The following is a 16,606-nucleotide window of genomic DNA, read 5'->3' as shown; positions in this document are numbered from 1 at the left end:
ATCTTGCTTGCACGGCCTCATGCGCCTGAAAAAGCCATTTGCAAAAATCCGGATATTCCTTAGAATATGCGGCCTTTCGGGCACCTATGCCCGCTGTGCATTTAGATTTGCAGCACCGACTACAGGAACTATGTTCACATGCTAACGATTCGTCTTGCCCTTGGCGGCTCCAAAAAGCGCCCGTTCTACAAAATCAACGTGACCGACAGCCGTAACCCACGCGACGGTTCGCACAAAGAAGAAATCGGTTTCTTCAACCCGATCGCTCGCGGTCAGGAAGTTCGTCTGTCCGTTAAACAAGATCGCCTGGCTCATTGGCTGAGCGTCGGCGCACAGCCGTCTGATCGTGTTGCTCAGCTGTTGAAGGATGCTGCTAAGGCTGCGGCCTAAGCAATATGAACGCGACGCCTGCTTCTACCGATGACTTGATCGTTATCGGCAAGATCTACTCCGTACATGGCGTTCGCGGTGAGGTGAAGGTGTATTCCTTTACTGATCCTGTTGCAAACCTGTTGGAGTACAAGACCTGGACGCTTAGGCGCGATGGCAGTGTCAAACAGGTAGAGCTGGTCAGTGGACGCGGGAGTGATAAATTCCTGGTCGCGAAGCTTAAGGGTCTTGATGACCGTGATGAAGCACGTCTTCTCGCGGGTTATGAGATCTGTGTTCCGCGCAGCCTGTTCCCTGATTTGGCCGACGGTGATTACTACTGGTACCAGCTGGAAGGTCTTAAGGTTATTGATCAAGCAGGGCAATTGCTCGGCAAGATCGATCATCTGTTTGAGACGGGTGCCAATGATGTGATGGTGGTCAAACCCTGCACCGACAGCCTGGATGGTCGTGAGCGCTTGTTGCCCTACATTGAGCAATGCGTGCTGTCGATTGACCTAAGTGCTGGCGAAATGCGGGTCGACTGGGATGCGGACTTCTAAGCCTGATGCCAAATCTGCGCGTTGAAGTCATTACGCTGTTCCCGGAAATGTTTGCCGCAATCAGTGAATACGGCATTACCAGCCGAGCGGTGAAGCAGGGTTTGTTGCAATTGACCTGCTGGAATCCGCGTAGCTACACCACAGACCGTCACCACACCGTGGATGATCGGCCTTTTGGTGGTGGCCCAGGCATGGTGATGAAGATCAAGCCGCTTGAAGATGCTTTGCTTGAGGCGAAGCGCGCTGCAGGTGGTGCGGCCAAGGTGATTTACCTATCGCCGCAAGGTCGCCAGCTGACGCAGTCAGCAGTACGCGAACTGGCTAATGAGGATGCATTGATCCTGATTGCCGGCCGCTATGAAGGCATTGATGAGCGCTTTATTGAGGCGCATGTCGATGAAGAATGGTCGATTGGGGACTACGTCCTGTCTGGCGGTGAGCTGCCGGCCATGGTGCTGATCGATGCGGTAACGCGCCTTTTGCCTGGTGCATTGGGTCATGCAAATTCGGCCGAAGAAGACTCCTTTACGGATGGCTTACTCGACTGCCCGCACTACACCCGCCCGGAGGTGTATGCGGATAAACGTGTTCCTGACGTGTTGCTTAGTGGCAACCACGAACACATCCGGCGCTGGCGTTTGCAGCAGTCCATTGGTCGGACCTACGAACGACGCGCCGATCTTCTGGAAAGCCGCTCGCTTTCTGGAGAAGAGAAAAAGCTGCTGGAGGAATACGTCCGCCAGCGGGACGATAGTTAATGTATCGATGACCGGCCGAGGCCTGTCTTAGGAGCGCAGCATGACCAACAAGATTATTCAGCAACTTGAAGCTGAGCAGATGGGCAAAGAGATCCCAACTTTCGCACCAGGTGACACCATTGTTGTCCAGGTTAAAGTGAAAGAAGGTGACCGTCAGCGTCTGCAGGCGTTTGAAGGCGTTGTTATTGCCAAGCGTAACCGTGGTCTGAACAGTGCTTTCACTGTTCGTAAGATCTCCAACGGTGTTGGTGTAGAGCGTACTTTCCAGACTTACAGCCCGCTGGTTGATAGCCTGGCTGTTAAGCGTCGCGGTGACGTGCGCAAAGCTAAGCTTTACTACCTGCGTGACCTGTCGGGTAAAGCAGCACGCATCAAGGAAAAACTGGGCTAAGTCTCAGCTTCCTTGTAAAAAAGCAGCCTTCGGGCTGCTTTTTTCGTTTCTGGGCCGGTGACTGGTAAGTTTTACCCGCCTTAGCTCTGCCCATTTGGCAGCGTGAAAATAATCATAATAACCTCCCGCAGCACAGTGGCAGCCACATCCGATTGATTCAGGCAGTAGTGGTATGACCCCGAGAGAGCAAGAAATCCTGCGGCGCATCGAGCTATCGGAAACCCGTGTGACCAAGGCGGTATTCCCGCCGACCACCAACCATCACAACACGCTGTTTGGCGGTACGGCGCTGGCCTGGATGGATGAAGTGTCGTTTATCGCCGCCACGCGCTTTTGTCGCTTGCCCTTAGTGACGGTGTCGTCTGATCGCATCGACTTCAAGCACGCGATTCCCGCCGGCTCGATCGTCGAGCTGATTGGGCGAGTGATCAAGGTCGGCAATACCAGCCTTAAAGTCGAGGTCGAGGTGTTTGTCGAAAGCATGTGCAGCGATGCCCGCGAGCGGGCAATCAGCGGCGTGTTTAGCTTTGTCGCGATTGACGGGCAGAAGAAGCCGGTGCCTGTGTTGCCAGTCTGAAGGCTGGTGTCTGCTGTAGGTTCTATTGGTGCAGGCTGATTCGCAGTGAGGCCTGCGACAGGTCGATATCGTGCAAGCTCAGGCTGCCGAAGCTCTGTCCTGGTGAGGCGCCGGCAACGCGGATGTTGTCGAAGCGCAGCTCACCAATCGAACTCGGCAGGCGCACATTGACTGAGCCATCGGCATTGATCGCAGAGGTCAGTTTGCTGGTGTCGTACTGCACATCCTTCATCGAGGTTTCCGCCTCAAGGCTGCTCAGTACCGGCATCACCAGTTTGCTTAACTGGCCAACGGTGCCCAAACCGTCACCGCTACCGGCTTGTAGAAACAGGCCTTGCAGCACGTCGTCTAGGCCCTGGGCGCTGACATTGCTCATTTCCATATCGCTCAGCGGGCGCAGGCCGCGTGGGGTTTCTTCCTGGCTGATGGCGCTGGGCAGGTTGCGTGGTGCATCGGCACTGGCAATCTGGAAGGGGCTGAGCAGGGCGGCGACCAGAGTGGCGGCCAGGCGCAGGTTGTTCTGTTTGCTGAGGGCTTTTTTCAGCTGGCGTTCAGTTAGCCAGCCTTGCTCGATCAGCGTCTCACCCAGGCGTTTATGGTTGGTGAGTTGCAGTTGAATGGCCGCATCCAGCTGGCCGCGGTTAATCAGTCCTTTGTTGATCAGAACCTGACCAAGGCGTGAGTTCTGTTGGCTGGACATACGTTGGCACCATTGTGCTGTAGTGGCGTGATGCAATCATGGTCTGCAAATGGGCATCTGTCACCCTCCCAAAGATAGGGTGACGACGGCTTTTTTCATTGGTCTCGCCACCGCTGGTCGGTTGTCTATCGACCTTCCGGTGCGGTCTTGCGTGCATGTGCTTAATGCTGGCCCATGACGCTGCGCTCGTGGACACTAGGGGCATATGGTTTGAGGTTTTTTGATGCCTGCTACTGATCACCCGTTGATTGACCGTTTTCTTGAGTCGCTCTGGCTCGAGAAGGGCTTGTCTGTCCATACACGCGCCGCCTATCGCAGCGATTTGGCGCTGTTCAATGGCTGGTTGCAGGCGCGTGATGTGCAGCTGGCTGACGCGGGACGTGAGCTGATTCTCGATCACCTGGCCTGGCGCCTGAATGAGGGCTACAAGGCGCGCTCTACCGCGCGCTTGCTCTCGGGTTTACGTGGTTTTTACCGGTTTCTCCTGCGTGAGCAGTTAATCAGCCGTGATCCGACTCTGCAGGTGGAGTTGCCGCAACTGGGGCGACCCCTGCCGAAGTCACTGTCCGAGGCCGATGTCGAGGCTTTATTAGCCGCTCCTGAGTTGGATGATCCGATTGGTTTGCGCGACCGCGCGATGCTTGAGGTGCTCTATGCCTGTGGCTTGCGCGTGAGCGAGTTGATTGGCTTGACGTTGGAACAGGTCAATCTGCGTCAGGGCGTGTTGCGGGTGTTTGGTAAGGGCAGCAAGGAGCGCCTGGTGCCGTTGGGTGAGGAGGCGATTGCCTGGATCGAGCGTTACAGCAAAGAGGCGCGACCGTTTCTGCTGGATGGCAAACCCAGCGATGTGCTGTTTCCCAGTCTGCGCGGCGAGCAGATGACCCGCCAGACCTTCTGGTACCGCATCAAGCACCAGGCCAAAGTGGCAGGGATCAGTAAAAGCCTGTCGCCCCATACGCTGCGCCATGCCTTTGCCACGCACCTGCTCAATCACGGCGCGGATTTGCGGGTGGTGCAGATGTTGCTGGGGCACAGTGATCTGTCAACCACGCAGATCTACACCTATGTTGCCCGCGCGCGGCTGCAGGAGTTGCATGCGCAGCACCACCCGCGAGGCTGAGAACGCCGTCCGGCCTGCGATGGTCGGCCTCTGTGGGCTTCTATGGTAGGCTGCGCCCATCCATTGTTAGGTCGTCTTCTGCCGGGAGTTTGTATGCGTTTTAACCGCATTGTTGTTGCATTGGCCTTGGGTCTGGCCAGCAGCGTGGGCGTTGCCGCCGATGCCGATCAGGCCATTCGCAACAGCCTGAAAGCTATCGATCCGGCTCTGCCGATTGAGGCAATTGCCGAAAGTCCGATGCCCGGCGTTTATCAGGTCGAACTGGCCGGTGGCCGGCAGCTGTACACCAGCGCCGACGGCCAGTTCCTGTTGCAGGGTTACCTGTTTCAGGTCAAGGACGGCAAGCCGGTCAACTTGACCGAAGCCGCTGAGAGTAAGGGCGTGGTCAAGCTGCTGGATGCCATACCTGCTTCGGAAATGGTGGTGTTTGCGCCTAAACAACCGAAAACCCATATCACCGTATTTACCGACACCGATTGCGGCTATTGCCAAAAGTTGCACAGTGAAGTGCCTGAGCTCAATCGTTTGGGCGTTGAAGTGCGTTACCTGGCCTTCCCGCGTCAGGGTCTGGAGAGTGCTGCGGCCAAAGAGCTGTCGAATGTCTGGTGCGCCAAGGATCAGCAAGACGCCATGAACCGTGCGAAGAGCCGTCAGGGCGTAGCGGATGCTCAGTGCGACAGCCCTGTTGCCAAGCAGTATGCCCTTGGGCAAATGATCGGGGTCAGCGGTACACCCGCCATCGTTCTGGCCAATGGCAAGATCATTCCGGGCTATCAACCAGCTCCGCAGCTGGCGAAAATTGCCCTCGAATCCAAATGATCTGAGGCATGCGCCTGATTGACTAATAAACAGCCGCTTCGTATGGTGCGGCTCTTTTCTACGGCCGGGGCTTGCTCCGGCCGTTTTACGCAGTGCAGATGGGGAGTTCAGTGTGAAACCGGTGAAAGTAGGCATCTGTGGGCTGGGTACCGTCGGTGGCGGTACGTTGAATGTACTCAAGCGAAATGCCGAGGAAATTACCCGGCGCGCAGGGCGCGGTATTGAAGTTGCCCAAATTGCCATTCGCTCGCCCAAGCCGCAGTACGACACGACCGGTATTAGCATCACCAACGATGTGTTTGAGCTGGTGAACAACCCTGAGATCGATATCGTTATCGAGCTGATCGGCGGTTACACCTTGGCCAAGGATCTGGTGCTCAAAGCCATCGAAAACGGCAAGCACGTGGTTACCGCCAACAAGGCGCTGATCGCTGTGCACGGCAATGAAATCTTTGCCAAAGCGCGTGAAAAGGGCGTGATTGTCGCCTTTGAAGCCGCTGTTGCTGGCGGTATCCCGGTGATCAAGGCAATTCGCGAAGGCCTGGCAGCCAACCGTATCAACTGGCTGGCCGGCATCATCAACGGTACTGGCAACTTTATCCTCAGCGAAATGCGCGAGAAGGGTCGCACCTTTGACGACGTGCTGGCTGAGGCGCAAGCGCTGGGTTATGCCGAAGCTGATCCGACCTTCGACGTTGAAGGCATCGATGCTGCACACAAGCTGACCATCCTGGCCTCCATCGCCTTTGGTATCCCGCTGCAGTTCGACAAGGCCTACACCGAAGGCATCACCAAGCTGACCACCGCTGACGTGAACTACGCCGAAGCGCTGGGCTATCGCATCAAGCACCTCGGCGTTGCCCGTCGTACCGACGCTGGTATCGAGTTGCGCGTACACCCGACGCTGATTCCGGCGGATCGTCTGATCGCCAACGTCAACGGCGTGATGAATGCCGTAATGGTCAATGGTGATGCCGCCGGCAGCACACTGTTCTACGGCGCGGGTGCTGGTATGGAACCGACTGCGTCTTCGGTTATCGCTGATCTGGTTGACGTAGTCCGTGCGCTGACAGCCGATCCAACCAACCGCGTGCCGCACTTGGCCTTCCAGCCCGACTCGCTGTCCGATCACCCGATACTGCCGATTGAAGCTTGCGAGAGCGCTTATTACCTGCGCATTCAGGCCAAGGATCATCCGGGTGTGCTGGCCCAGGTGGCGAGCATCCTGTCGGCACGCGGGATCAATATCGAGTCGATCATGCAGAAGGAAGTCGAGGAGCAGGACGGTCTGGTGCCGATGATTCTGGTCACCCATCGCGTGCTCGAGGCACAAATCAATGAGGCGATCAGCGCCCTTGAAGCTCTGACTGATGTGGTAGGCAGCGTTGTGCGTATCCGCGTCGAGCAGCTGAACTAATCCGCTTTTGGCCGCCGCAGCCGGGCTGCGGTGGCTCTCGAAGATTTAACCGAAGGTTTGCCCCTATGCGCTATATCAGTACCCGTGGCCAGGCACCGGCCCTGAATTTCGAAGATGTGCTGCTCGCCGGCCTGGCCAGCGATGGCGGCCTGTATGTACCGGAAAATCTGCCGCGTTTCACCCAGGAAGAAATCGCCTCCTGGGCCGGTCTGCCGTACCACGAGCTGGCCTTCAGGGTTATGCGCCCGTTCGTCACTGGCAGCATTCCGGATGCCGACTTTAAAAAGATCCTCGAAGAAACCTACGGCGTGTTTGCCCATGGCGCTGTCGCTCCGCTGCGTCAGCTGAACGGTAACGAGTGGGTGCTGGAGTTGTTTCACGGTCCGACCCTGGCGTTCAAGGATTTCGCCCTGCAGTTGCTCGGTCGTCTGCTTGATTACGTACTGGCCAAGCGCAACGAGCGCGTGGTGATCATGGGCGCCACTTCCGGTGATACCGGTTCGGCGGCCATCGAAGGCTGCAAGGCCTGCGACAACGTCGACATCTTCATCATGCACCCGCACAACCGTGTGTCCGAGGTGCAGCGCCGGCAGATGACCACCATCCTCGGCGACAACATCCATAACATCGCTATCGAAGGCAACTTCGATGACTGCCAGGAAATGGTCAAGGACAGCTTCGCTGATCAGGCTTTCCTCAAGGGCACCCGTCTGGTCGCGGTGAACTCGATCAACTGGGCGCGGATCATGGCCCAGATCGTTTACTACTTCCACGCAGCCCTGCAGCTTGGTGGTCCGGCGCGTTCCATCGCGTTCTCGGTACCGACTGGTAACTTTGGTGACATCTTCGCCGGCTACCTGGCGCGCAACATGGGCCTGCCGATCAGCCAGCTGATCGTCGCGACCAACCGTAACGACATCCTGCACCGCTTTATGAGCGGCAATCAGTATGTGAAGGACACCCTGCATCCGACCCTGTCGCCGTCCATGGATATCATGGTGTCGTCGAACTTCGAGCGTCTGTTGTTTGACCTGCACGGCCGTAACGGTGCGGCGATTGCCGAGTTGATGGCCACCTTCAAACAGGGCGGCGGTTTCAGTGTTGATCAGGATCGCTGGGCCGAAGCACGCAAGCTGTTCGACTCCCTCGCGGTGGATGATGCGCAGACCTGCGAAACCATCACCGAGGTATTTAACGAGTGTGGCGAGCTGCTTGATCCGCATACGGCCATTGGCGTGCGTGCTGCACGAGAGTGCCGTCGCAGCCTGGCGACGCCGATGGTCATCCTCGGTACCGCGCACCCGGTGAAATTCCCGGAAGCCGTTGAGAAGGCCGGTGTCGGTCAGGCGCCTGCCTTGCCGGCGCACCTGGCGGATCTATTCGAGCGTGAAGAGCGCTGCACGGTACTGGCCAATGACCTGAAAACCGTACAGGGTTTTGTGGCCCAGCACGGTAATCGCGGCAAGCCGCTGTAAGCCCGGCGCTGGTCAATAAAGCCGGTACCCGCAAGGGGCCGGCTTTTTTTGTGGCTATGCTCTGGCTACTTACCGGAGAGGGATGTGCGATGGCTGAGTCTGATCAGGATTTACCCGCGCAGGTAGTGGCGGCGCTTGAGCGTGGGCAGAAAATCGAGGCGATCAAACTGCTGCGCGAGCTCAGGGGGCTGGGCTTGAAAGAGGCCAAGGATTTAGTCGAGGGCTGCGGAACGGATCGACAGAGGGCAGGTGTATCGGTGGTGCAGTCGGGCGGGCATGGCGGTATCGTCTGGTGGCTGGGTTTGCTCGTGCTGGGTGCTGCAGTGGCCTGGTGGTTTGGCGCGTTTTAGCGGCAGAGTGTTGTGCAGTAGAGGTAGTCGGGTGAAGGGGTTGATCAAAGCGGTTGTGCTGCTGTGCGGTTTCTTTCCTCTGGCTGGTGTCCATGCCGCTAGTTTTGATGTTGGTTTTTATAACTACCCGCCGATGATGATCGAGCAGGATAAGACCGGCATCTATCAGGATATTTTCGATGAGTTGGGCAAGCTGACGGGCGATACCTTCAACGTGCAGTACTACCCCTATCCGCGCCTTGGCCTGTTGTTTAATGGCGGGCAACTGGATATCGAGCCGGGTGTTTATCCGGGGTGGGTGCAGGGGCAGTCGACGCCAGGGGTATTTTCGGTACCGTTTGGCAAGGTCGTCGATGTCATGGTATTTGCCCCAGGCAAGGCCTTCCCGGTGGCGCGGCCTGAGGATTTGCGCGGTAAGTCAGTTGGGTTAGTGCGTGGCTATGCCTACCCAGACCTGCGTGCGTTGATTGATGAGGGGCTGCTGGATCGGCGCAATGCACTGAATGAAGCGCAATTGCTGGAGATGCTGGCCAAATCGCGCTTCGATCAAATTGTGGTCAATAAGGCGATTGCGCAATACAGCCTGGCAAAGATCCCTGAGTATCGGGATCTCGAGATTGGCGATGTGATGAGTTCTTTTGATATCAGCATGCGTGTTCAGCCGCGCCATGAGGCCTGGGTCGGCAAGCTTGATGCAGCCATTCTGACGCTCAAGCAGCGCGGCGTTATTGAGGGGATCTACGCCAAATACGGTGTTCACCTCTAGCGTGCTGTTGGAAAACTACCTGCGTTGGCAATCCTGCGTTTAAAGCGATCTGTTAGCACAGTCCTTGTGCTGGAGCTGCTTCATTAGATGGCGCCATCGCTGCGCAAGTTGGCGATCTGTTCGCTGCTGTAGCCCAGACTACTCAGTACTTGCTCATTGTGTTCGCCAAGCTCCGGGCCGACCCAGTTTACCTCGCCTGGTGTGTCGCTCAGTTTGGGTACGATGCCCGGCATCTTGAAGGCTTTTCCGTCTGGCAGCTTGGCTGACAGGAGCATTTCTCGGGCGAGAAATTGTGGGTCGTTGAACATGTCTTCGGCGCTGAAGATGCGGCTGGCCGGCACATCGGCCTGGTTCAGTGTCGCCAGCACATGCTCCAGCGTCAGCGAGCCGACCCAGCGGTCGATCACACCATAAATCTCGTCGCGTCGCGCATCGCGTCCGTCATTGCTAGTCAACGTCACATCGTCTGCCAGGTCCTGGCGGCCGATGGCCTGCATAAAGCGCTTGAAGATCGCATCGCCGTTGGCGCCGATCTGGATATGTTTGCCGTCGCTGCTGGTATGGATGGAGGAGGGCGTGATGCCGGGCATAATGTTGCCGGTGCGCTCGCGGATAAAACCGAACACATCGAACTCCGGCACCATGGACTCCATCATGGCGAAGATCGCCTCATACAGCGCCACGTCCACCATCTGGCCGCTACCGCCGTTCACTTCGCGGTGTCGCAGCGCCATCAGTGCGCCGATCACGCCCCACAGCGCGGCAATCGAATCACCAATGCTGATGCCAGTGCGCACTGGTGGGCGATCCTCGAAACCGGTGATGTAGCGCAGCCCGCCCATGGACTCACCCACTGCGCCGAAACCCGGTTGATCTTTCATGGGGCCGGTTTGACCGAAGCCTGACAAGCGCACCATCACCAGCTTCGGGTTCAGTGCATGCAGCACGTCCCAGCCCAGGCCCAGTTTCTCCAGCACGCCGGGGCGAAAGTTTTCGATCAGGATATCCGCTTCACCAAGCAGCTTCTTCAGTACCTCACGTCCGGCCTCGTGTTTGAGGTTGAGGGTGATCGACTGCTTGTTGCGCGCCTGCACAAACCACCACAGCGACGTGCCCTCGTACAGCTTGCGCCACTTGCGCAGCGGGTCACCGCCATCGGGTGACTCGACCTTAATCACCTCTGCGCCGAACTCGGCGCAGATGCGCGAAGCAAAGGGGCCGGCGATCAGGGTGCCGAGTTCAATCACTTTCAGGCCGGCGAGGGGTTTGTTGGGCAAGGACATGTTGTCTCCTGGGCTGTGGGGCGCGGCTAAGCCTATTGCATTGTGCGCAGTTGGGCTATTGCTCCAGGCTGTTGCTGGAAGGGTGGCAGTTGCAGTGGTCAATCCGGCGCAATTTCCCCTCTGGCAAGCCCTGCGGATATCCGGCATAACGGCTCACCACTCTAATAAGTGCGATAAACACGATGATGACTGTCGAACCTTGCCTGCATAAGCACCTCTTCACCCCGCCGCAGCTGGGTTGTATGAGTGGTGAGCGGCCATGAAAACCTGGTTGCTGGTGCGTCTGCAGTTGCTGCTGGGTATCGCCTTGCTGATGCTGCTTTTGCAGGTGGGTAACAGCCTGAGCGGTTACAGCCTGAATATCTGGGGGGTGATACCGCGGCGGGTCGAATCCTTGCCGGGCATTATCTTTGCGCCCTGGTTGCATGGCGGCTGGGCGCATCTGTTGAGCAATCTCAGCGGGCTGCTGGTGCTTGGTCTGCTGGCGCTACTTGAATCGCGGCGCGACTTTATCAAGGCAAGTGTGGTGATACTGCTCGGCAGTGGCTTGTTGGTCTGGGTGTTCGGCCGCGAGGGTATCCATGTCGGAGCCAGCGGCTGGCTGTTCGGGCTTTGGTCGTTATTGCTGGCTCGTGCCTGGTTTCGCAGTAGTTGGCTGGACCTGCTGCTAGCGGTCCTGGTGCTGCTGTTGAATGGTGGCTGGGTATTCGGTCTGTTGCCGCAGCAGGGTATTTCCTTCGAATATCATCTGGCTGGCGCTTTGTGCGGTGCGCTCTACGCGGCCTGGCGCTATACCCCGCGGCGGCGACAGCAGGGCGGTTGAATGGGGCTCTGCTCCACCGAGCGCTCGGGTTCGTGGCGGGGCTGCCTTTGCGGTAGACTTGCCGGCTTATTCGACCAGTCAAGAAGCCCCGTCCATGGCCCTGCCGTCTACCACTTACAAAATCGAGCTGAACCTCACCGACATGGACCGCAGTGTCTATGAAAACCTGCGTTTTACCGTGGCCAAGCACCCTTCGGAGACCGAAGAGCGCCTGGCAGCGCGGCTGGTGGCCTATTGCCTGTTCTATCACGAGCAGCTGGCGTTCGGTCGCGGCCTGTCGGATGTCGATGAGCCGGCATTGTGGGAAAAGAGCCTGGATGACCGTGTGCTGCACTGGATCGAAGTTGGCCAGCCAGACAGCGACCGCATCACCTGGTGCTCGCGACGTACCGAGAAGTTCAGCCTGGTGGCCTACGGCAACCTGCGCGTCTGGCAGACCAAGGCGCTCGATCCGGTGCGCAGCCTGAAAAATATCAACGTCGTCGCCCTCGACCAGGAAGCCTTGGCCAAGCTGGCGCTGGATATGCCGCGCTCGCTGAACTGGAGCGTGATGATCAGCGACGGTGAGCTGTTCGTCACCGATGAGCGCGGCCAGCATGAGCTGCCGATCGAGTGGTTGGCTGGCGAGCGCTAAGAACCTATTTGCGATCTGCTGCGCGTCGGCCCTGCTGCGTTAAAAACAGGCTCGGCAAGCCGCTTGCGGCTAACGCGCTTTAGCGCGGCCCGAAGGGCGAGCGAAGCGAGTAGTGCTCATTCCCGTTTTGATTTCGGCGGGTTACACCCGCCCTACATGACAAAGAATAACCATGCGTATCGAGTCCCGCCCGCTTCCTGAAATCCTGCCTGATCTTGGCGCTCTGCCGCCACTGCTGACCCGCCTCTATGCCGCCCGTGGTGTGCAATCTGCTGCCGAGCTGGATAAAGGCCTGGCGCGGTTGATTCCCTACCAGCAGCTTAAAGGCATGGACACGGCAGTCGATTTGCTGGTGCTTGGGCTGCAGCAAGGCCAGCGCATGCTAATCGTCGGCGACTTCGATGCCGATGGTGCCACCGCCAGCACGGTGGGGATGCTTGGTTTGCGCATGCTCGGCGCAGCGCATGTCGATTACCTGGTGCCCAATCGCTTTGAGTACGGCTACGGACTTACGCCGGAAATCGTCGCGGTGGCGCTGGAGCGCGAGCCGCAATTGCTGATTACCGTGGATAACGGTATTTCCAGCGTCGAAGGCGTGGCCGCAGCTAAGGCCGCGGGGCTGACTGTGCTGGTTACCGATCACCATTTGCCCGGTGCCGAGTTGCCGGCGGCGGATGCCATCGTCAATCCCAACCAGCCGGGCTGTGCGTTCCCCAGCAAGGCACTGGCCGGCGTTGGCGTGATGTTCTATGTGCTGCTCGCGCTGCGTGCGCGGCTGCGAGAAACAGGTTGGTTCACTGCTCAGCGTCCAGAGCCGAACCTGGGCGAGCTGCTTGATCTGGTGGCCCTGGGTAGTGTCGCCGACGTGGTGCCGCTGGATGCCAATAATCGCATTCTGGTGCATCAGGGCCTCGCACGGATTCGTGCCGGCCGCGCGCGGCCGGGCTTGCGCGCGATTCTTGAAGTGGCAGGGCGTGATCATCGGCGCATTACCTCCACCGACCTGGGTTTTATCCTTGGCCCACGGCTGAATGCGGCCGGGCGGTTGGATGATATGGCGCTGGGCATCGAATGCCTGCTCTGTGAAGACGAAGCGCTGGCCCGCGATATGGCCGTGCAGCTCGATCAGCTCAATCAGGACCGCAAGGCCATTGAGCAGGGCATGCAGCGCGAGGCTTTGGCCCAGCTCAAGGACTTGCCGTTGGAAGACATGCCCTTTGGTTTGTGCCTGTTCGAGGCGGATTGGCATCAGGGGGTGATTGGTATTCTCGCTTCACGGATGAAAGAGCGTTATCACCGTCCGACCATCGCCTTTGCCGATGCCGGCGATGGCGTGCTGAAAGGCTCGGCGCGTTCGGTGCCGGGCTTTCATATCCGCGATGCGCTGGATGCTGTGGCCGCCAAACACCCTGAGCTGATCAGCAAGTTTGGCGGGCACGCCATGGCGGCCGGGTTGTCACTGCCGCAGGAGAATTTCGCGGCCTTCGCTGCCGCCTTCGATGCTGAGGTGCGTCGTCAGCTGTGTGAAGACGATCTGACCGGTCGTTTGTTGTCCGATGGCGCCTTGTCCATTGAAGAGTTCCACCTACCGCTGGCCAAGGAGCTGCGCAATGCCGGGCCATGGGGCCAGCATTTCCCTGAGCCGCTGTTTCATGGCGTATTTCAGCTGGTGCAGCAGCGCGTGGTGGGTGAGCGGCACCTCAAAGTGGTGCTGAAAAGCGAATGCGGCAGCGTGCAGCTCGATGGCATCGCCTTTGGTGTGGATCGCGAAATCTGGCCGAACCCGACCGTGCGCTGGGTCGAGTTGGCCTACAAGCTGGACGTCAATGAGTACCGTGGGCAAGAAAGTGTGCAGTTGCTGATCGCCCATATCAGCCCGCGCTGATTGGCTAGCTCTGCGGTGAGGGCGCGGCTGAGCCATCGGCCAGCGCGCGTTCGCTCAGCTCATTCCAGCGGGCGAGAAACTCCGGAGGCTGGCTGACGCGCTGCGGCGACTTGGCCAGAAACACACCGTGGTTATTGAAGGAATACACCGGCAGCAGATCGCCACGCTCACTGGCCGGGCGTATGCGTGGGTCGAGGTTGTCGAGAATCAGCGGTTGCTGGCTGCCGCTGGGGTAATAGGCCAGCACCATATGCGCTTGGTTCTGCTTGAGTGCCTTGACGAAAGTCAGGCGCAGTTTGTCGCTCGGCACGCCCATACGCACCAGGCTGAAGTATTTGGCGATGGCGAAATCTTCGCAGTCACCTTTGCCCAGGCGGAGTGTTTGCGCCGGCGTGGCCCAGTAATCGTCGGCTCCCCAGGCTTGCGGGTCACTGACAAAACTCACTGAACGGTTGATGAAGTGGTTGACCCGCTCCAGCTGGGCGCGCTCGTCGTCGCCAGCGGAGTTGTCGAGCAGGTTGAGCCAGCTGGCCAGACGCGTATCGCTGAGAGCAGTAGCCAGGGCGCTGTGCTGGGTAGTCGGCGCATCGGCCACCAGCGCCGGGCTGAATAGCCAGCAACTGGCAAGCAGGCTGCGCAGCAAACGGTGAGCGGGGCGATTGGCGCGTGGGTGCATGGCGCGAAGTCTCCGGCGTCGGCTCTTGATAGCCTTTTGCCGTTGCGAGGTTTGTGTGCCCGCCATCCTTGGCGGGCACCCTACGGGCCGTCGCTGTGCGACGTCAAAAATTGCTCCCGGCAATTTTTTGTAGCGCCATCCTATCGGCGTCAAATATAGATCGACCATCGGCAGAATGTGATGGTGACCACTATTTGACATATTTGCAGTCCTGTAACCGGCAGAAAACCGACGAATAGCCGGTTTTCATGGCTTTCACACTCGTTGGCAATCTTTCGAAGCACTCTGGCGTTAGGTGGCGAGAAACCTCCCTCTCTAGAATCGGTCTGTGTGCTTGCACAACCATTTTTAGGGAGAGCGCTTGATGATTACCCGTGGCTTGCTTGATCAGTTGTTGAAATCCGGCCAGGACCTGATGCAACAGAAATCCGCCGGTGGCAAAGGCGGTTCAGCGGGTGGCCTTGGCGGCGCTCTGGGCGGTTTGCTCGGCGGCGCCGGTAAAAGTGGCCAGGGCGGTGATCTCGGCACTCTGCTCAAAGGCGCGGGCGGTGGCGCGTTGGCCGCCGGCGCGCTTGGCATGCTGCTGGGCAACAAGAGTGCGCGCAAAATGGGCGGCAAGGCGCTGACCTACGGCGGCCTGGCCGCACTTGGTGTGGTTGCCTACAAGGCCTACAGCAACTGGCAGGCGCAGCAAGCCAGTGCGCCACAGGCTGAGCCGCAAACCCTGGACCGCTTGCCGGCACCACAGGCCGAGATTCACAGCCAGGCCATTCTCAAGGCGCTGGTGGGCGCTGCCAAAGCCGATGGTCATGTCGACGCCCGCGAGCGGGAGTTGATCGAAGGCGAGCTGGTCAAGCTCACCGGCGACGCCGAGCTGCAGCATTGGCTGCAGGCCGAATTGAACAAGCCGTTGGACCCCGCCGAAATCGCCCGTGCGGCCAGCACGCCGGAAATGGCCGCTGAAATGTATATCGCCAGTGTGCTGATGGTCGATGAAGAGCACTTTATGGAGCGTGCCTACCTGGAAGAGCTGGCCCGTCAGCTCAAGCTGGATCCGGCGCTAAAGGCCGAACTTGAGGCTCAGGTGCGTCAGGAGCTGGTGGCGGGCTAATAGCGCGTAGCGGCCATCTGCCCAGGGTTCTGGCCGCTAGCCGGCGGCCTCCCTATAATCGGCGCCTTTCCTCGCTATGGATGGACGCCCGATGCGCCGCACCTACACGAATTGCCTGCTGAGTCTGGCGCTGGTTCTTTTCAGCGCAATCGCGCAGTCCGCGCCTGATGTGGCGCTGACTCAAGTGCAGCTGGCGCAGGTACAGGTGTTTCGCGCCAGTACCGATCTGTTTATCCACCGCGGTGAAGGCGGGCATGCCGAGCTGGCAGCCAAGGTGCAGGCTGACCTGGGCAAACTACGTGAAAGCATGGCGACCTTGCAGGCGCAGCCGCTGACCGACTCGGCGCGCTTGGCGATGGAGCAGTTGCAGCCGCCATTGGCAGCCTTTACAGCGCTGGTCGAGCAGACCCTGGCCTATAACCCCAGCGAGCCGGACCTGCCGTGGGAATTCAACTTCCAGTACAGCAAGGCCCTGCGCGAGCTGGTGGCGGCCCTGGAGGCACTTGAGCAGCAACTGCTGAAAGGCCTGGCGCAGCCGTTGCCAGCGGCGGATCTGCGTTTGCAAAGCCTGCCGGCCAAGGTGCAATACCTGGCGGCGCGCTACACCGCGCGGGCTTATGTCGGCGATATCGAGACCCTGCCCGAGCAACAGCAGCATTACCTGAATCAGGATATCGATGTGCTGGCCAAGCAGGTTGATGCCGAACTCGCCACCCTAGCCACTGAGTTGACCGGCGAGCAGCAACAGCGTTTGCAACGGGCGCAGACGCGCTGGAAGTTTATCTACTCGCGTCTGGTCGGCTACAACGACAACCTGGTGCCGCTGGTGGTCGAGCGGCACGCGGCCGAGATGGCGGACCAGTTGCTGCGTCTGCGGGCTAAATAAGCC

19 protein-coding genes are annotated in these 16,606 nt (G+C 58.9%); 16 read left to right on the top strand and 3 right to left on the bottom strand.

Annotation, left to right across the window (positions count from 1 at the left end):
* Positions 1-138 precede the first annotated feature (138 nt).
* The 5 genes from rpsP (at position 139) to ALTER154_RS03285 (ending at position 2,658) form a co-directional block, all read left to right on the top strand.
* On the top strand, positions 139-390 hold the full coding sequence (gene rpsP, locus ALTER154_RS03305) for a 30S ribosomal protein S16 (protein WP_090239277.1): 252 nt from the start codon (positions 139-141) through the stop codon (positions 388-390).
* A gap of 5 nt (positions 391-395) precedes the next feature.
* Positions 396-932 carry a ribosome maturation factor RimM gene (gene rimM / locus ALTER154_RS03300; protein WP_090248571.1) on the top strand — a complete coding sequence of 179 codons (537 nt, stop codon included), beginning with the start codon at positions 396-398 and terminating at the stop codon, positions 930-932.
* A gap of 5 nt (positions 933-937) precedes the next feature.
* Positions 938-1,690, top strand: a complete 753-nt coding sequence (gene trmD, locus ALTER154_RS03295; RefSeq protein ID WP_160085232.1) for a tRNA (guanosine(37)-N1)-methyltransferase TrmD — start codon at positions 938-940, stop codon at positions 1,688-1,690.
* Positions 1,691-1,730: 40 nt separating this feature from the next.
* Positions 1,731-2,081: a 50S ribosomal protein L19 gene (gene rplS, locus ALTER154_RS03290; protein ID WP_090248568.1), complete on the top strand. Its 351-nt coding sequence runs from the start codon at positions 1,731-1,733 to the stop codon at positions 2,079-2,081.
* A 172-nt stretch (positions 2,082-2,253) separates the two neighbouring features.
* Complete coding sequence (locus tag ALTER154_RS03285; protein WP_090248566.1) at positions 2,254-2,658, top strand: acyl-CoA thioesterase; 405 nt, start codon at positions 2,254-2,256, stop codon at positions 2,656-2,658.
* 22 nt (positions 2,659-2,680) lie between these two features.
* Here the strand turns inward: ALTER154_RS03285 and ALTER154_RS03280 are convergent, their stop codons facing one another.
* On the bottom strand, positions 2,681-3,358 hold the full coding sequence (locus tag ALTER154_RS03280; protein ID WP_160085231.1) for a hypothetical protein: 678 nt from the start codon (positions 3,356-3,358) through the stop codon (positions 2,681-2,683).
* 223 nt (positions 3,359-3,581) lie between these two features.
* Between ALTER154_RS03280 and xerD the strand changes: the two genes are divergently transcribed.
* The 6 genes from xerD to ALTER154_RS03250 all read left to right on the top strand — a co-directional run bounded on the left by xerD (position 3,582) and on the right by ALTER154_RS03250 (position 9,305).
* Positions 3,582-4,478, top strand: a complete 897-nt coding sequence (xerD, locus tag ALTER154_RS03275) for a site-specific tyrosine recombinase XerD (RefSeq protein ID WP_160085230.1) — start codon at positions 3,582-3,584, stop codon at positions 4,476-4,478.
* A 93-nt stretch (positions 4,479-4,571) separates the two neighbouring features.
* Positions 4,572-5,297 (top strand): bifunctional protein-disulfide isomerase/oxidoreductase DsbC, encoded by a 726-nt coding sequence (gene dsbC / locus ALTER154_RS03270; protein ID WP_160085229.1) that lies wholly within the window; start codon positions 4,572-4,574, stop codon positions 5,295-5,297.
* A gap of 112 nt (positions 5,298-5,409) precedes the next feature.
* Positions 5,410-6,714, top strand: a complete 1,305-nt coding sequence (locus tag ALTER154_RS03265) for a homoserine dehydrogenase (protein ID WP_090248560.1) — start codon at positions 5,410-5,412, stop codon at positions 6,712-6,714.
* A 65-nt stretch (positions 6,715-6,779) separates the two neighbouring features.
* The gene (gene thrC / locus ALTER154_RS03260) at positions 6,780-8,189 is read left to right on the top strand and encodes a threonine synthase (protein ID WP_160085228.1); all 1,410 of its coding nucleotides are present in this window, start codon (positions 6,780-6,782) and stop codon (positions 8,187-8,189) included.
* Positions 8,190-8,278: 89 nt separating this feature from the next.
* On the top strand, positions 8,279-8,539 hold the full coding sequence (locus ALTER154_RS03255; protein ID WP_218585074.1) for a ribosomal protein L7/L12: 261 nt from the start codon (positions 8,279-8,281) through the stop codon (positions 8,537-8,539).
* Positions 8,540-8,570: 31 nt separating this feature from the next.
* Positions 8,571-9,305 (top strand): ABC transporter substrate-binding protein, encoded by a 735-nt coding sequence (locus ALTER154_RS03250; protein ID WP_160085227.1) that lies wholly within the window; start codon positions 8,571-8,573, stop codon positions 9,303-9,305.
* 83 nt (positions 9,306-9,388) lie between these two features.
* On the opposite strand, the gene ALTER154_RS03245 is transcribed toward ALTER154_RS03250, so the two are convergent.
* Complete coding sequence (locus tag ALTER154_RS03245; protein WP_160085226.1) at positions 9,389-10,588, bottom strand: CaiB/BaiF CoA-transferase family protein; 1,200 nt, start codon at positions 10,586-10,588, stop codon at positions 9,389-9,391.
* A 259-nt stretch (positions 10,589-10,847) separates the two neighbouring features.
* On the opposite strand from ALTER154_RS03245, the gene ALTER154_RS03240 reads away from it, so the two are divergent.
* The 3 genes from ALTER154_RS03240 to recJ all read left to right on the top strand — a co-directional run bounded on the left by ALTER154_RS03240 (position 10,848) and on the right by recJ (position 13,930).
* Positions 10,848-11,411 carry a rhomboid family intramembrane serine protease gene (locus ALTER154_RS03240; protein ID WP_160085225.1) on the top strand — a complete coding sequence of 188 codons (564 nt, stop codon included), beginning with the start codon at positions 10,848-10,850 and terminating at the stop codon, positions 11,409-11,411.
* A 94-nt stretch (positions 11,412-11,505) separates the two neighbouring features.
* Positions 11,506-12,045, top strand: a complete 540-nt coding sequence (locus ALTER154_RS03235; RefSeq protein WP_160085224.1) for a YaeQ family protein — start codon at positions 11,506-11,508, stop codon at positions 12,043-12,045.
* A 172-nt stretch (positions 12,046-12,217) separates the two neighbouring features.
* Positions 12,218-13,930 carry a single-stranded-DNA-specific exonuclease RecJ gene (recJ, locus tag ALTER154_RS03230; RefSeq protein WP_160085223.1) on the top strand — a complete coding sequence of 571 codons (1,713 nt, stop codon included), beginning with the start codon at positions 12,218-12,220 and terminating at the stop codon, positions 13,928-13,930.
* A 4-nt stretch (positions 13,931-13,934) separates the two neighbouring features.
* Here the strand turns inward: recJ and ALTER154_RS03225 are convergent, their stop codons facing one another.
* Complete coding sequence (locus ALTER154_RS03225; protein ID WP_160085222.1) at positions 13,935-14,606, bottom strand: transglutaminase-like cysteine peptidase; 672 nt, start codon at positions 14,604-14,606, stop codon at positions 13,935-13,937.
* Between the two features lie 364 nt (positions 14,607-14,970).
* On the opposite strand from ALTER154_RS03225, the gene ALTER154_RS03220 reads away from it, so the two are divergent.
* Both ALTER154_RS03220 and ALTER154_RS03215 read left to right on the top strand, forming a co-directional pair.
* The gene (locus ALTER154_RS03220) at positions 14,971-15,717 is read left to right on the top strand and encodes a tellurite resistance TerB family protein (protein WP_090248548.1); all 747 of its coding nucleotides are present in this window, start codon (positions 14,971-14,973) and stop codon (positions 15,715-15,717) included.
* 91 nt (positions 15,718-15,808) lie between these two features.
* Positions 15,809-16,603: a hypothetical protein gene (locus ALTER154_RS03215; RefSeq protein WP_160085221.1), complete on the top strand. Its 795-nt coding sequence runs from the start codon at positions 15,809-15,811 to the stop codon at positions 16,601-16,603.
* Positions 16,604-16,606 lie beyond the last annotated feature (3 nt).

It is taken from the genome of Pseudomonas sp. 9AZ, assembly GCF_902506525.1.
Taxonomy (GTDB): Bacteria; Pseudomonadota; Gammaproteobacteria; order Pseudomonadales; family Pseudomonadaceae; genus Aquipseudomonas; species Aquipseudomonas peli.
This window is presented reverse-complemented; position numbering and strand designations above follow the sequence as displayed.